Origin of the sequence: Mobilisporobacter senegalensis (assembly GCF_003752155.1) — a bacterium.
Taxonomy (GTDB): Bacteria; Bacillota; Clostridia; order Lachnospirales; family Lachnospiraceae; genus Mobilisporobacter; species Mobilisporobacter senegalensis.
In genome coordinates this window covers 220,534-236,084 of the sequence record NZ_RJVG01000001.1, presented here as the reverse complement: position 1 = coordinate 236,084, position 15,551 = coordinate 220,534, and the positions used below count along the sequence as shown (strand labels likewise).

Sequence of the window (15,551 nt, the reverse complement as noted above, 5' to 3'; positions counted from 1 at the left end):
TAGAAAATGTAATATATAACAAAGAGTTGATAATATTAGTACAAAAACATAACCAAAACGTATCCAAACAAGGAATAGTGCAAATTTACTCAGGAGTTTAGGTGACAGCTAAGTAATATGGTAGATTGGAAGGATTAAGGAGGATGAAGTAGTGGAGACATTAAGAATGACTACGGCCCAGGCATTGATTAAATTTTTAGATAATCAATATGTGAATGTGGATGGACAGGAGATAAAGTATGTAACAGGAATGTTTACCATTTTTGGGCATGGAATTGTATTAGGAATTGGTCAGGCCCTTGATGAAGATCCAGGAAGCCTGAAGGTGTATCAGGGCAGGAATGAACAAGGTATGGCTCATGCCGCAACTGCTTATGCGAAACAGAATAACAGAACTAAAATAATCGCTTGTGCATCTTCCATTGGACCAGGAGCAGCTAATATGGTAACTGCTGCAGCACTGGCTTCTGTAAATAATATTCCTTTATTATTATTTCCGGGAGATACTTTTGCTACAAGACAACCGGATCCAGTATTACAACAATTAGAGCAAAGCAATAATCTTACAATAACAACAAACGATGCGTTCCGACCTGTAAGCAAATATTGGGACAGAGTAACAAGACCGGAACAATTGATCACTGCCATGATTAATGCAATGAGAGTCCTAACAGATCCTGAATTGACAGGGGCAGTATGTATTGCATTACCACAAGATGTTCAGGGTGAAAGCTTTGATTTCCCAGTCGATTTTTTCAAAAAACGTGTACATAGAATAACACGGCCAACGCCAGTTTCAGAAGAGATAGAGGATATAACAAAATTAATCTTACAAAGTAAACAACCAATGGTAATCTGTGGCGGCGGAGTAAGATATTCCAATGCAGGGGAAGCTCTTACTAAATTCTGTGAGGAGTTCAACATTCCTTTTGCAGAAACACAAGCAGGAAAAAGTGCATGCATATCCAGTTCGCCATATAATCTGGGGGGAGTTGGAGTAACCGGTAATCTTGCAGCCAATACCATTGCTGAGAAGGCAGATTTAATCTTTGCAATTGGTTCCAGATTATCTGACTTCACAACTGGTTCTAAATCACAATTTAAGAATCCAAATGCAAAGTTTATCACTTTAAATGTTTCAAAATTCCATGCAGGTAAATTAGACAGTGTAAAAGCAATCGGTGATGCAAAAGCTGGTTTGGAAGCAGTAGGTATGGTACTACGGGAAGCTGGTTATCATGCAGCTTATACAAATGAGATACAAGAAGCAAAGAATGCATGGCAAAAAGAGATGGATTTCTTTAAAGACTATATTTATGATGAAGAATTTAAACCAATCGTAAAAGCCGGCAATCCAGGATCTATTGAAGAATTTACGAAATTAACAAAGAGTAACTTAACTCAGGTGGCTGCACTTTGTATGATCCGTGAATTGATTGATGAAGATGCAATTATTACAGGAGCATCTGGAAGTCTTCCGGGAGATTTACAAAGAATGTGGACGACGGATGCGAAAGACAGCTATCATATGGAATATGGATATTCTTGTATGGGTTATGAAATTGCAGCAGCATTAGGAGCTAAGATAGCAGATCCTAAGAAAGAAGTATATGCTATGTGTGGTGATGGAAGTTACCTGATGTTACACAGTGAAGCATTAACTGCAATGCAGGAGAGAAAGAAAATCAATATTTTACTATTTGATAACAGTGGTTTTGGATGTATTAATAATCTCCAAATGTCTAACGGTATTGGAAATCTGGCAACAGAATTCAGATACAGGGACAATGAGGAAAGTTCGTCCCATGACGGAGACTTAATCGCCATAGACTATGCAATGTCAGCAGCAGGATATGGATTAAAAACATATACAGTAAAAACATTAGAAGAATTAAGAGAAGCATTAATAGATGCAAAAAAACAGGAAGTATCTACACTAATTGATATTAAAGTGCTTCCAAAGACTATGACAGAAGGCTATAAATCATGGTGGAATATTGGTATCGCCAGCACGACTACCAAACAGTCTGTGCAGGATGCTTATATAAGAAAAGAAGAAAATCTCAAATCTGCGAGAATTTATTAGGAATTAAAAAAGAAAGGAGGGTAACATATGTTTGAAATGTTCGGATATCCAGAGTTTTCTACTGCGGGTGAGAAGGTACTTACAACCCGTGATGGAATATATAAGGATATGATGATGGACATCAGAATCTACAAAATGCAAAAAGGGCAGGAGAAAGTCTTTTGTATGGAAAAGGATGAAGCTGCGTATCTTCTGATTTCTGGCAGTATAGAGTATTCCTATGAAAATCATAAAATTACTGCAAACAGAAAGAATTGTTTTGAAGAAGGGGCATATTGCCTGCATGTAAGTAGAGGAACAGTCGTTACGATCAAAGCATTTGCTGAGTCAGAAATACTAGTTCAAACAACAGAAAATGCAACTGAGTTTGTAGGAAAATTCTACACACCGGAAGATTGTATGGAATCAACAGCAGGAATTGGTCTATGCAACAATACAGCAGTCAGATTAGTTAGAACTGTTTTTGATTATTCCAATGCACCATATTCAAATATGGTATTGGGAGAGGTTGTGGCAACACAAGGTGGATGGTCTAGCTATATTCCGCATCATCATCCACAGCCAGAGGTATATTACTATCATTTTGATTTGCCTCAGGGGTTTGGTGCATGTTTTATCGGAGAAGATGCATTTAAAATCAAAGATGGAAGCTTTTGCGCCATACCAGGTGGATTGACCCATCCACAGGTGACAGCACCAGGTTATCAGATGTACACTTGCTGGATGATCCGCCATTTTGAAGGTGACCCATGGAAAGCAAGAATTGATGATCCAGAGCATATCTGGATGCTAAATGCTACTTTTGAGTAACGAATATGGGTAAGTTACAAAGGCAGCATTCCTGAAAAGGAGAGGAATTAGGTAATAGGAAACTTGTTAACTGAAAAAAGTAAAACAAAAACTTGTAAAAGTGAAAGGGGATTTATTATGAAGAAAAAATTATTAGCTTTATTTATGGTACTGGCATTAACAGCAGGTTTAGCAGGATGTGGAGCGAAAGAGGACACAGCTGCAACTACTCCGGATACTTCTAAGGAAACAACAGAAGAGACAGCAGAAACTCCAGAAGAAACAGCTACAGATGGAGACATTCGAGTAGGTGTAATCTTAAAGACATTATCCAGTGAATATTGGGGTTATGTTGCAGCAGGTGTTAAGCAGGCAGGTGAAGATCTAGGTGTAACTGTAGACTTACAGGGACCGGCTTCAGAAACAGCATACGATGAACAAAATAATATGATTGAAACTATGCTTTCTTCACCAGATCTTGATGCTTTCGTTATTTCTCCATTACAACCAGATTCTGTTGTTTCTGTATTAGGAGATACTTCTGTTCCAGTTTTATTTGTAGATACAGATGCACCATATGATAAGAAAGTAACTTACATTGGTACAGGTAACTATGATGCTGCTTACCTTGGTGGTGAATATGCAGCGAAAAAAGCTGGCGAAGGAGCAAGAGCTGTAATCATTGGCGGCGTTCAAGGTAATACAACAAGTGATGAACGTGAAAATGGATACAGAGCTGCACTTGAAGCTAACGGCGTAAAAGTGGAAGCTGTTCAATATGCAGAAGGTCTTGCAGATAAAGCAGCCAGCATTATGGAAAACCTTTTAACAAGCTTAAATAATGATGTAGATATCGTACTTTGCAATAATGATGAAATTGCTTCCGGTGCATCAAGAGCAGCACAACAAGCTGGTTTAAAAGATATTATTATCGTTGGCTTTGATGGTATTCAGGCAGGTGTTCAAAATGTTATTGATGGAACTTTTGCAGCAACAGTAGCACAATCTCCATATAACATGGGATATATGGCAGTTGAAAAAGCTGTTGCAACAGCAAAAGGAGAAACAATAGACAAGAGTGTTGATACTGGTGCAACTGTAATTACTTCTGAAAATGCACAGGCATATTTAGATGAATTAAAAGCTGTTCTTGGAAAATAAGATTTAAATAATAATTCTGTTATTTTATTAGTTAAAACATTTACTCCTGCAATAAAGTGGGAGTAAATGTTTTAAAGTAAAATACTTCTGATATGCAGCAGAATTTGCTGAACCCAGGGAGGAAATGAAATGGAATTAAGAATCGGAGTCGTAGGAACCGGTGCAATTGGTGAAGATCATATTAGACGTCTCACAGAAGTAATTACAGGAGCCACAGTCGTAGCATTATCAGATATAAATGAAGAAAATGCAAGACGTATCGCAAAAAAATATAATGCTGTCTTTTATAAAACGGGAAATGAAGTAATCTGGTCACCGGATGTTGATGCAGTATTAATTGCATCGTGGGATCCCACTCATGCCGGATATGTTCTGGAATGCATTAAAGCAAAAAAATATGTGCTATGTGAAAAACCTCTAGCAACTTCAGCAGAAGAATGTTTAGAGATAGTAAATGCAGAAATTCAAGGGAAAAAGAAATTAGTTCAGGTTGGATTTATGCGTCGTTATGATACTGGATATAGAGAGCTAAAAGAAATGCTAAAAAGCGGAATAATAGGGGAACCACTAATGGTACATTGCTGCCATAGAAACCGGATACCTGGTCCGCAGCACACAACTGATATGACAATCAAAAATTCCGGTATTCATGAAATAGATGTTTTACGTTGGTTATTAGATGAGGAATATGAATCTGGCCAGGTGTTGACAGTCAAACAAAACAAAAATGCAGAGAGTGAATTAAAAGATCCGCAGATTATGCTATTAAAGACAAAAAGTGGTGTTCGAATAGATGTTGAGGTTAATATGAATTCACACTATGGATATGATATCCAATGTGAAATTGTAGGAGAAAAAGGGGTAATCCGTCTTCCTGATCCCAATACCATATTAACAAAATTATCTGGCAGGAACTCATATGAAATATATGCAGATTGGTCATTCAGATTTACCAGAGCATATGATATTGAAATCCAACAGTGGATTGATAGTATAAAGGGATCTGGTCCCGTGGGTCCAAGTGCGTGGGATGGATATGTTGCCTGTATAACGGCTGATACTTTAATTAAAGCAAGAAAGCGGGAGACCATCGAACCAATCATAATACAACCACGACCAGAATTCTACTGCTAACGATTAATTGAGAATGAGAAGAAAAGGTGATAAGACAATGGCTGATTATGTAGTAGAATTGAAAAATGTTACAAAGCGTTTTCCAGGCGTAGTTGCATTACAAAATATGTCCTTGCAGATTAAACCGGGTGAAATTCACGGACTAATTGGTGAAAATGGAGCAGGAAAGTCTACACTGATTAAAGTACTTACGGGAGTTCACCAAGCGGATGAAGGAGAAATATTTGTAGATGGGGCAAAACAGATCTTTAAATCGCCAAATGATGCAAAAGCCGCAGGAATTGCTTGTGTATATCAAGAATTAAATATAATTAAATTACTTTCAATAACAGATAATATTTTTATTAACAAAATGATTCGTAAAAAAAATAGTAGGTTTTTAGATTACAATACAATGCATAAAAAGGCACATGAGGTTATGCTTTCCTTAGGTCAAGACGTTGACGAGAAAAAACCATGCGGAAATTTTGGTATGGGAATTATGCAAATGGTCGAAATTGCAAAAGCAGTCCTTATTGATGCAAAACTGATAATTATGGATGAACCAACCTCAAGTCTTGGTGAAAAAGAGGTTGAACAGCTCATGGCTACCGTTCGTATGTTGAAAGAAAAGGGAGTTGCAATTCTTTTTGTATCACATAAACTGGAAGAATTATTTGAACTATGTGACAGAGTAACTGTAATGCGTGATGGAGAACATATTATAACAGATGATATAACTAATATGGATAACGATAAATTAATTACAGCTATGGTTGGACGTACCCTGGATAATCAATATCCGAAGATAAAAGTGAAAAGGGGCCAGGAGGCACTCAAAGTAGAAAATTTGAATTCCACAGGAGTTCTTCGCGATATTAGTTTTACAGCTTACCATGGTGAAATATTAGGAATATCTGGATTGGTAGGAGCAGGTCGTACAGAAACATGTCAGGCAATCTTTGGAGCTTTTCCAATTGACGGAGGCAATATATATATTGATGGAAGAAATGTTGTAATTAAATCACCCAAAGATGCAGTAAAAAATAGAATTGCACTATTAACAGAAGACAGGAAAGGACAAGGCCTTGTATTATCCCTTGGAATTGATACTAATTTAATACTTGCAAATCTGAAAATATTTAAAAAAGGTCCATGGCTGAATAAAAATAAGATAAAAGAAATCGGCAGTAAGAACGTGGATGATTTTAAAATCAAAACTCCTGGGTTAAAAACAGTGGTTGGTCAGTTGTCCGGTGGTAACCAACAGAAAGTGGTTATTGGAAAATGGATTAACACAGATGCTGATATATTTATTTTTGATGAACCTACAAGGGGAATTGATGTTGGTGCTAAAGTAGAAGTATATAATATTATGAATAAATTAGTAGCTCAAGGTAAGTGTGTCATTATGGTTTCTTCTGAACTACCAGAAATATTAGGTATGAGTGATAGAGTTATTATAATGAGAGAAGGTAAGATTATGGGTGAAGTTGACAGAGACACTGAAAAATTCTCTCAGGAAAACATAATGAAGGCAGCATGGGGAGGTAAAATATAATGGAAAAGACAATAAATATCAAGAAACTTCTTGGGAAACTGGGTCCTTTACTTGCGTTGGTAGTGTTATCAATCATTTTATCAATTGCCAGTTCTAATTTCTTAACAATAAATAATGTTATGAATATATTAAGACAAACTGCAGTGAATGGTTTAATCGCATCAGGTATGCTTGTAGTTTTGATCACTGCAGGTATTGATCTATCCGTTGGTGCCAATGCAGTAGTATGTGCCTGTGTTATGGGTATGCTAATAGATAAGTTTGGCATTACAAACCCTATCGTGTTATTAGGCGCATGTTTAATAACAGGAACTGCAATCGGATGTGCAAATGGACTTCTGCTTACAAAACTTCATTTACCTCATCCATTCGTTTCAACCTTAGGTATGAAGAATGTACTTTGTGGTCTGGCATTATTTGTAGTTTCCACAAAAACAATCAGTGGTTTTCCTAATGCCGTAACATGGTTAGGATCCGCAAATATTTTTAAAGGTAATAATTTTTCAGGAATTCCGATTGCGTTTATTGCAATGCTGCTATTATTTGTAGGATTCCATCTATTATTAAATTATACAGCTCTTGGAAGAACCATATACTGTGTAGGTGGTAATCCGGAAGCAACAAGACTTTCTGGTATTAATTCAGATAATATATTAATTTTTGTATATTCTCTTTCTGGATTTGTATGTGCTATAGCAGGTATCGTGATTGTAGGCCGTTCTGGTGTGGCAAACCCATCTTCCGCTATTTCTCCTTATGACACAGATGCGATTGCAGCATGTATTATCGGTGGAGCCTCCTTTATGGGTGGAAAAGGAACGATATGGGGAACTTTAATCGGAGCATTGATCATCTCTATCATCAGAAATGGTTTAACACTATTAAATGCAGCAAGTGACGTACAATATATGGTTATCGGTATCGTAATCATTGCAGCGGTATTTATCGATGTAACACGTAACAGAATGGAAGCAAAAGCAAGAAGATTAGCTGGCAAATAAGCTTTGGAAAGGTTTGGTAGAGAATGCGATTAAGCTATATTCCGGATAGTTTAGGTTATATGAAATTAGAAGATATGCTTGATACGGTTCACTCTTTGGGAGTAAATGCAATTGAGTTTACAACAGGAAATTGGTCGCAGGCTCCCCATATTAATCTGGATGAGCTGGTATCAAGTCTGGAAGCAAGAAAATACCTGCAAGATAGTTTTGATAAAAGAGATATGGAAATCATTGCGTTGAATTGTTCAGGAAATCCTTTGGCTTTTCAAAAGGATATGGATGTGACATTAAAAACATTTCAACTTGCAGAACAGCTTGGAATTAAAAAAATAGTTATGATGAGCGGACTGCCTTCCGGCTGCAGGGAAGATAAGACACCGGTATGGATCACAACCAGCTGGCCTCCTATGACTCAGGATATTTTAAAGTATCAATGGGAAGAGGTAGCAATTCCTGCATGGAAAAAGTTAGTTGATCAGGCGAAACATTTTGGGATTGAGAAAATCGCTTTGGAAAACCATGCATGGCAGCTTGTTTATAATCCGGAAACTCTTTTCAAACTCAGAAATGAAGTTGGTACAATGATTGGAATGAATCTGGATCCAAGTCATTTGTTCTGGATGGGAGGAGAGCCGATTGAAGCAGCAAGAGAATTAGGAAGTGCCTTATACCATATTCATGGAAAAGACTCCAGGTTAGAACGAGGAAAAGTAGGACCCAACGGAGTTCTGGATACAAAAGTAATAGAAGAATATAAAAATCGTTCATGGAATTATGTAGCAATAGGCTGCGGACATGATGTTAAGTGGTGGAAAGAGTTTTTTTCAGTAGCGAGAATGAGTGGTTATGATGATGTAGTATCCCTTGAGATGGAGGATCTGACGATGGATGCTCTGACCGGAGTGAAAATGTCCATAAATACCTTAAAACAGGGGTTAGGCATAATATGAAAAATGTGAAAGGATGGATTTTATTATGATTAAAATTGGTATTATTGGTGCCGGAAGAATCGGTAAAGTACATGGCGAAGGTGTTACATATGGAGTGAAAAATGCAGTTGTAAAAGCAATTGCAGACCCTTACATGAATGCAGACACAGAAAAATGGGCAAAGGAGCTAGGTATCCTTCATTGCTATTCAGATTATCATCAGATTTTAGATGATCCGGAAATTGATGCGGTTATGGTATGCTCTTCTACAGATACTCATGCTGATATTTCAATAGAAGCAATTCGTGCAGGAAAACATGTTTTCTGTGAAAAGCCAATTTCTCAAGACCTTAACAAAATTAAAGAAGTTATGGAAGAATTAAAAAAATCAAATGTAAAATTCCAAGTTGGTTTTAACCGTAGATTTGATCATAACTTTAGAGCTGTAAAATCTGCTGTAGAGGCAGGAAAAGTAGGAGATGTTCATCTTATAAAGGTAACAGCCCGTGATCCTGAGGCACCTCCGGTTGAATATGTAAAAACTTCAGGTGGAATGTTCTTAGATATGACAATTCATGATTTTGATATGGTTTGCTTCTTATCAGGCAGTAAAGTGAATGAAGTTTATGCTGCAGGTGCAGCTTTAGTAAATCCTGATATTGCAAAAGTTGGTGATATTGATACAGCAATTATCACTATGAAAATGGAAAATGGAGCAATCGCAGTAATCGACAATTCACGTCAGGCTGTTTATGGATATGATCAAAGAGCAGAGGTGTTTGGTTCTAAAGGGCAAGTTGCTGTTGCAAATGATACAGGCTCTACTGCAGTTCTAAGTACAGTAGACGGAATCACCGGTGAAAAACCATTATACTTCTTCTTGGAACGCTATATGGAATCTTTCTCAAGAGAAGTTTCAGAATTTGTAGATGCAGTTGTAAATAATTCAGAAGTTCCTGTAGATATTAATGCAGGATTACAACCTATCTTAATTGCTGTTGCTGCGAAAAAATCATTAGATGAAAATCGTCCAGTGAAGATTTCTGAGATTCAATTCTAAGAAAGGGGTAATTCTATGTTGGATAAAAATAAAGTAAAATTAGGAATTGCACCAATAGCATGGACGAATGATGACATGCCTGATTTAGGAAAAGAAAACACATTTGAACAATGTGTAAGTGAGATGGCTTTAGCTGGTTTTACAGGTTCTGAAATAGGAAATAAATATCCAAAAGATGTTGATACATTAAAAAAAGCATTGGATCTTAGAGGAATGCAGATCTGTAACTGCTGGTTTTCATCTTTTTTAATCACAAAGCCGTTTGAAGAAACAGAGAAAGAGTTCATTAAACAAGTGGATTTCTTAAAAGCTATGGGAGCAAAAGTAATTGGTGTTGCAGAACAGGGTCATAGTATCCAGGGACTGGATAAATCAGTTTTTGATGATAAATATATTATGAACGATGAAGAATGGGAGAAACTTTGTACCGGATTGAATAAATTAGGTAAAATTGCAAAAGACAAGGGAATATCCTTAACTTATCATCACCATATGGGAACTGTGGTACAAACAGAAGAAGAAGTAGATCGTTTTATGGAAAGTACGGATCCAGAGTATGTAAGTTTACTATTTGATACAGGTCATTTTGCATACAGTGGAGTAGATCCATTGAATATCGTGAAAAAGTATGTAAAACGTATTAAACATGTACATCTAAAAGATATTAGACCAGACGTTGTGAAAAAGGTGAAAGAAGAACATTTAAGCTTTTTACAAGGGGTACGACTTGGTACATTTACAATACCTGGTGATGGATGTATTGATTTTGAACCTATATTTAAAGTGCTTGAAGAATCAGGATATGAAGGATATATGTTAGTTGAAGCAGAACAGGACCCTGCCATTGCAAATCCTTTAGAATATGCAATTAGAGCGAGAAAATATATTGCTGAAAAAACAGGACTATAATTTAGGAAAGAAATGTAATTAAGGGTATATCGCAAAACAAGTACTTTGATAACTAAAAGAAACTATATATTTCTAGGAATTTGTACACAAATTATCTGTGAAATATATAGTTTCTTTTACATATGCGGTAGATACCTATTTTTGCAATCATACCCTTATTTACAATTATGAGGTGAGTGAACAAATGAAAAGTATTAAATTAAAATTAATATTCAATTTTTCAATCTTAATTGTACTATCAACGGTCACAATTGGGGTTGCCGCCACGGTAATAGCCAGTAATTCTCTTACCAAAGAGGCAAAATCTGCCCTTACTACCATGGCAAATCAAGGAGCCACAGTAACGGAAAGCAGGATGAATACACAAAAGAGAACATTGGAAACACTGGTGCAACTGGAAGAGATTCAGAGTATGGATATGGAAATTCAAAAGCCGATCTTACAGAATCAATTGGAGGCTTCTGGTTTTACGGATATTGGAGTAATGAATATGAATGGAAAAGTATTCTATTCCAATGGGTTAATGCTTCAATTATCTGAAAACGATCCTGCCAGAAAGGCATTGGAAGGCAAAGAGGATGCTTTTAATTTTGCTTTTAATGAACAATCCCGTAAAGTAGATTTAATGTATGCAGCACCGATCTTAAAAGATGGAAAAGTATTAGGTGCGTTGGTGGGCCGCAGAGATGGAAATTCTTTAAGCGAAATCACCGATGATATGGGTTATGGCAAAAAAGGCACTACATTTATTATTAATTCCAGCGGAACTGTCATTGCAAGCCGTGATAGAGAATTGGTACTTAGCCAATACAATCCCATTAAAGGGGTAGAAAAAGATCCAGGGCTAACTTCGGAAGCGAATCTATATAAGAAAATTTTAGAACAAAAAAGTGGAATTCTAGAATTTTCTTCCGGGAAAGTGAGAGAATTTTTTGGATTTACGCCAATACCAGGCACGGAATGGATCATTATCTTTACGGCAAGTGAAGATGAGGTTCTGGCAAGTATTCCGGTACTTCGCAATACAAGTATATCCATTGTTGCAATTATCCTGCTCATTAGTGTTATATTAGCTTATATTATTGGTAATTCCATTGCAAACCCTATTGTAAAAGCAGTAAAGCATGTAAAAGAAATGGCAGATTTAGACATAACAAGAGATATACATAAAAACCAATTAAAACGGAAAGATGAGATTGGTGATCTATCCAGAGCCCTGCAAAACATTATAGACAACTTAAGAATGATTATTAAGGAAGTGAGAGAATCTTCAGAACAAGTAGCAGCAGCTTCAGAAGAATTAACAGCTACTTCTGAACAATCTTCAACTGCAGTTGAGGAAGTAACGAAAACAGTTGCTGAGATTGCAAATGGTGCTATGGAACAGGCGCTGAATACAGAAGAGGGCGCAAAAAAAGCGGACCTGTTAGGTGAATCCATTCATAGCAACCTTACTTATGTAAATGAACTGAATCAAGCATCAGATCAGGTATCCCATGCGGTATCGGAAGGGCTTGAAGAAATCGAGAATCTCTTTCGCAAAACAGAAGAAAATAATAAAGCCAATAAACAGATATACGATGTCATTTTGAAAACAAATGACAGTTCATTAAAGATTGGCGAAGCCAGTGATGTAATCAATTCTATTGCGGAACAGACCAATCTATTGTCTTTGAATGCCGCAATTGAAGCAGCAAGAGCAGGGGATGCCGGTAAAGGATTTGCGGTGGTTGCTGAAGAAATAAGAAAGTTGGCAGAGCAGTCCGCAACTTCTTCAAAAATCATTGGTGAAATGGTGGCAGAACTTTGCGGAAACTCTGAGAATGCAGTGCAAACTATGGAGCGGGTATCTGTTCTTGTAAATGAACAGACTCAAAGTGTAATTCATAGCAAAGACAAATATATGCTCATTGATGAAGCCAGTGGTAAAGTATCAGAAACTGCGGACCGATTAAGTGTTTCTGGAGAAGAGATGGATAAGATGAAAAATGAAATTCTATTTACAATGCAAAATCTGACTGCAATTGCACAGGCCAATTCTGCTTCTACAGAGGAAACTTCAGCTGCTATGGAAGAACAGGCAGCATCTATAGAAGAAATCGCAGATGCAAGTGATGGATTGGCAGGCCTAGCACAGAATCTATATACTGTGATCAGCCGATTTAAAATATAAGGACAAATCAATTTATATACAGTGATTCGTAAAGACAGGAAGGAAAGTTAATATGGATATCATGAATTTTGAGATAATACAATGGATTTGGATTATAATTTCAGCTATCTTAATTGGCTTTTCTAAAACAGGTGTGAATATAGTCGCTACACTTGTTATAGCCCTGCTTGCGAATATTTTAGGGGGCAGGGATTCCACAGGAATCATGCTCCCTATGCTGATTATTGGTGATATATTTGCAGTGTATTATTATAATCGCCATGCAGAATGGGACAAGATAAAAAAATTGCTCCCATGGGTAAGCGTTGGATTATTGTTGGGAGCAATTACCGGAAAACTTATTAATGATAAGCAATTCAAGATATTTATAGCGATATCCATCATCTTATGCTTGTTAATATTAATCTATATGGAAATTAAAAAAGGAAAACTGAAAGTACCCAAGAATATCTGGATATTTATTATAGCAGGAATTCTTACCGGTTTTACAACTATGATCGGCAATGCGGCAGGCCCCATTTTCAGCATTTATTTATTGGCTATGGGACTTGATAAGAATAAATTCATGGGTACCATGTCCTGGTCATTTTTTATTATTAATATAATGAAACTGCCATTTCAAATATTCTTCTGGAACAATATTACACCTACCACTATTTTAGTTGGCATTTGTTTAATACCAGTGATAGCAGTAGGTGCAATATTAGGCTCAATATTCATTAAAAGGATCAATGAGAAAATATTCCATAAATTAATTCTGTTTATGACAGCGGTGGCAGCTCTTCGCCTGCTTATGTAAGCGGATTATTCAGGGTCAGCCAGTATGATGCTGCAATTATTATTCTCCAATGCTTCTTTAAGATCAGCCCTTGGAATTTCATCAGTAATTACTGAATTGATATTATCAAAATTGGAAAATGTCATTAAAGAGATGATTCCGAATTTTGTGTGATCTACCAGAAGATAATTTTTCTGGCTTTTCATTAATGCAGTGCGTTTGATTTCTGTTTCTGCCGGGGAGGAATTAGATGCGCCCCCATTTGTGGATATGCCTGTGGCTGCCAAAAATGCCTTGCTTATATTAAAGTGACTTAAAACTTCAGCAGAACTGGAACCTGTAAAAGAGAGGGTCTTACGATTTAAGCTACCTGATAGGGAGATAACATTAATGTTTGGGTAGGGAATAGATCGTAAAATAACTTCAACACTATTGGTAATGATTGTGAGGTTTTTCTTGTCTTTAATATATTCAACCATATGCATTGTGGTCGTTCCGGAATCAATAAATATAATTTCATTATCATTTACCAGTTCGGCGGCTTTTCTGGCGATGATCTGTTTTGTCTGGAAATTATTAATATTACGCTCGTTAAAGGAAATCATTGGTTTATAGCCTTCAACGGTGACTCCTCCATAGATTTTTTTGATTTTTTCAGTACTTACCAGTTCATCAATATCACGACGAATGGTGTTTTTTGATACATTGAATTCTTCACATAATTGATCAAGAGTTACTGTTTTTTGTTGATAAATATACTCTTTGATACTATCCAGTCGTTTTGATCTCAATGAGATACACCTCGTTTCCCTTTATTCACAATTAGGATTTTTACTAACTAATTAACTTAATTATATCTAATTATTTACTAGAAAGCAAATACAAAATTAAAAACATTATCAAAATATGATTAAAACTTTACAATGATGTAATCATAATGAAAATATTGGATTTTCTTGTGGTTTCACAGAAAAATGATAAAGATGTGTCTAAAACTTAATAAATAATGCTTGACTATTGGTTATATTTATGTTATAAATTGAGTATATTATTAATATATTTGATAAAAGTTGAGTATATTACATATAAATATATAGAATGAGGTGATTAGTTTGCCACTTGTCAATATGTCAAAGTTATTAAAGGAAGCGGAAAAAGGAGATTATGGAATCGGAGCTTTTAGTGTTGCAAACATGGAGATGGTACTGGGGGTAATAAGAGCAGCAGAAGAGTTAAAATCTCCGGTTATTCTACAAGTTGCGCAAGTCAGGCTGCCTTATTCTCCACTCAAAGCTTTTGGACCCCTTATGATCGCAGCAGCAAAAGAAGCAACGGTACCGGTTGCAGTTCATTTGGATCATGGTCTGGATCTGGATACGGTAAAAATGGCACTGGAATTAGGTTTTACTTCTGTTATGATTGATGCCTCCAGCCTTCCAATCGTGGAAAACATCCAGATGGTACAAAAAGTAAAAGAACTGGCAGATCAATACGGTGCTGATGTAGAAGCAGAGGTTGGCCAGTTGGCTGGCAGTGAAGATGGAAGTGTGGATCATGAAATGTTATATTCTGATCCGGATGAAGTAGAGAAACTTTACCAGGAGACAAAACTGGATGCAATAGCATTATCTATTGGAAATGCTCATGGTTTATATAAAGACACGCCAAGACTTAATTTTAATATATTGGAGGAAGCACATAAAAGAGTCCCAGTCCCATTAGTGTTACATGGAGGGTCGGGAATCAGTGATGAAGACTTTAGAAGATGTATCGCTGGCGGCATCCGTAAAGTTAATGTGGCAACAGCCACTTTCCTTTCCGTAGAGAATGCAGTTCGCGAATATTGTAAAAGCGAGAAACACGATTATTTTGTAATGAGTGACACCATGGTAAAAGGCACTTATGAAAATGTATGCAGACATATAAAGGTATTCCAAAGCGATAATAAAGTGTGATAGATACTATTCAATTACCTTAATGATATATTAGAA

Annotated in this window: 13 protein-coding genes; 12 read left to right on the top strand and 1 reads right to left on the bottom strand. The window is 36.4% G+C overall.

The genetic code is table 11. From position 1 onward, the window contains the following. The first annotated feature begins 166 nt into the window (after positions 1-166). From iolD to EDD66_RS00910, 11 genes are all read left to right on the top strand, one after another. Complete coding sequence (gene iolD / locus EDD66_RS00960) at positions 167-2,086, top strand: 3D-(3,5/4)-trihydroxycyclohexane-1,2-dione acylhydrolase (decyclizing) (RefSeq protein WP_207667740.1); 1,920 nt, start codon at positions 167-169, stop codon at positions 2,084-2,086. A gap of 27 nt (positions 2,087-2,113) precedes the next feature. Continuing rightward, entirely contained in the window at positions 2,114-2,896 is a 783-nt protein-coding gene (locus EDD66_RS00955; RefSeq protein WP_123607672.1) for a 5-deoxy-glucuronate isomerase, read from the top strand. 117 nt (positions 2,897-3,013) lie between these two features. Next, entirely contained in the window at positions 3,014-4,036 is a 1,023-nt protein-coding gene (locus EDD66_RS00950) for a sugar ABC transporter substrate-binding protein (RefSeq protein WP_123607671.1), read from the top strand. Positions 4,037-4,165: 129 nt separating this feature from the next. Then, positions 4,166-5,170, top strand: coding sequence for a Gfo/Idh/MocA family protein (locus EDD66_RS00945; protein ID WP_123607670.1), 1,005 nt, complete (start codon positions 4,166-4,168; stop codon positions 5,168-5,170). A gap of 37 nt (positions 5,171-5,207) precedes the next feature. Further along, positions 5,208-6,710 carry a sugar ABC transporter ATP-binding protein gene (locus EDD66_RS00940; RefSeq protein WP_123607669.1) on the top strand — a complete coding sequence of 501 codons (1,503 nt, stop codon included), beginning with the start codon at positions 5,208-5,210 and terminating at the stop codon, positions 6,708-6,710. After that, complete coding sequence (locus EDD66_RS00935; RefSeq protein ID WP_123607668.1) at positions 6,710-7,711, top strand: ABC transporter permease; 1,002 nt, start codon at positions 6,710-6,712, stop codon at positions 7,709-7,711. The genes EDD66_RS00940 and EDD66_RS00935 overlap by 1 nt, the downstream gene beginning before the upstream one ends. 23 nt (positions 7,712-7,734) lie before the next feature. Next, complete coding sequence (locus EDD66_RS00930) at positions 7,735-8,661, top strand: sugar phosphate isomerase/epimerase family protein (RefSeq protein WP_123607667.1); 927 nt, start codon at positions 7,735-7,737, stop codon at positions 8,659-8,661. Positions 8,662-8,686: 25 nt separating this feature from the next. Next, the gene (gene iolG, locus EDD66_RS00925) at positions 8,687-9,700 is read left to right on the top strand and encodes an inositol 2-dehydrogenase (protein ID WP_123607666.1); all 1,014 of its coding nucleotides are present in this window, start codon (positions 8,687-8,689) and stop codon (positions 9,698-9,700) included. Positions 9,701-9,715: 15 nt separating this feature from the next. Next, positions 9,716-10,609 (top strand): myo-inosose-2 dehydratase, encoded by an 894-nt coding sequence (gene iolE, locus EDD66_RS00920; RefSeq protein ID WP_123607665.1) that lies wholly within the window; start codon positions 9,716-9,718, stop codon positions 10,607-10,609. Between the two features lie 184 nt (positions 10,610-10,793). Then, positions 10,794-12,782, top strand: a complete 1,989-nt coding sequence (locus tag EDD66_RS00915) for a methyl-accepting chemotaxis protein (RefSeq protein WP_123607664.1) — start codon at positions 10,794-10,796, stop codon at positions 12,780-12,782. 52 nt (positions 12,783-12,834) lie between these two features. After that, positions 12,835-13,581 (top strand): sulfite exporter TauE/SafE family protein, encoded by a 747-nt coding sequence (locus tag EDD66_RS00910; RefSeq protein ID WP_123607663.1) that lies wholly within the window; start codon positions 12,835-12,837, stop codon positions 13,579-13,581. A gap of 5 nt (positions 13,582-13,586) precedes the next feature. Here the strand turns inward: EDD66_RS00910 and EDD66_RS00905 are convergent, their stop codons facing one another. Further along, positions 13,587-14,351 carry a DeoR/GlpR family DNA-binding transcription regulator gene (locus EDD66_RS00905; RefSeq protein ID WP_123607662.1) on the bottom strand — a complete coding sequence of 255 codons (765 nt, stop codon included), beginning with the start codon at positions 14,349-14,351 and terminating at the stop codon, positions 13,587-13,589. A gap of 321 nt (positions 14,352-14,672) precedes the next feature. Here EDD66_RS00905 and EDD66_RS00900 point away from each other — a divergent pair, with 321 nt between their 5' ends. After that, positions 14,673-15,515: a class II fructose-bisphosphate aldolase gene (locus EDD66_RS00900; protein WP_123607661.1), complete on the top strand. Its 843-nt coding sequence runs from the start codon at positions 14,673-14,675 to the stop codon at positions 15,513-15,515. Positions 15,516-15,551 lie beyond the last annotated feature (36 nt).

Excerpts from the sequence above, each read along its gene's own strand:
- EDD66_RS00910 (WP_123607663.1), top strand. The coding sequence starts at position 12,835 with ATGGATATCATGAATTTTGAGATAATACAATGGATTTGGATTATAATT.
- iolG (WP_123607666.1), top strand. The coding sequence starts at position 8,687 with ATGATTAAAATTGGTATTATTGGTGCCGGAAGAATCGGTAAAGTACAT.
- EDD66_RS00945 (WP_123607670.1), top strand. The coding sequence starts at position 4,166 with ATGGAATTAAGAATCGGAGTCGTAGGAACCGGTGCAATTGGTGAAGAT.
- EDD66_RS00940 (WP_123607669.1), top strand. The coding sequence starts at position 5,208 with ATGGCTGATTATGTAGTAGAATTGAAAAATGTTACAAAGCGTTTTCCA.
- iolD (WP_207667740.1), top strand. The coding sequence starts at position 167 with ATGACTACGGCCCAGGCATTGATTAAATTTTTAGATAATCAATATGTG.
- EDD66_RS00950 (WP_123607671.1), top strand. The coding sequence starts at position 3,014 with ATGAAGAAAAAATTATTAGCTTTATTTATGGTACTGGCATTAACAGCA.
- EDD66_RS00935 (WP_123607668.1), top strand. The coding sequence starts at position 6,710 with ATGGAAAAGACAATAAATATCAAGAAACTTCTTGGGAAACTGGGTCCT.
- EDD66_RS00955 (WP_123607672.1), top strand. The coding sequence starts at position 2,114 with ATGTTTGAAATGTTCGGATATCCAGAGTTTTCTACTGCGGGTGAGAAG.
- iolE (WP_123607665.1), top strand. The coding sequence starts at position 9,716 with ATGTTGGATAAAAATAAAGTAAAATTAGGAATTGCACCAATAGCATGG.
- EDD66_RS00930 (WP_123607667.1), top strand. The coding sequence starts at position 7,735 with ATGCGATTAAGCTATATTCCGGATAGTTTAGGTTATATGAAATTAGAA.
- EDD66_RS00915 (WP_123607664.1), top strand. The coding sequence starts at position 10,794 with ATGAAAAGTATTAAATTAAAATTAATATTCAATTTTTCAATCTTAATT.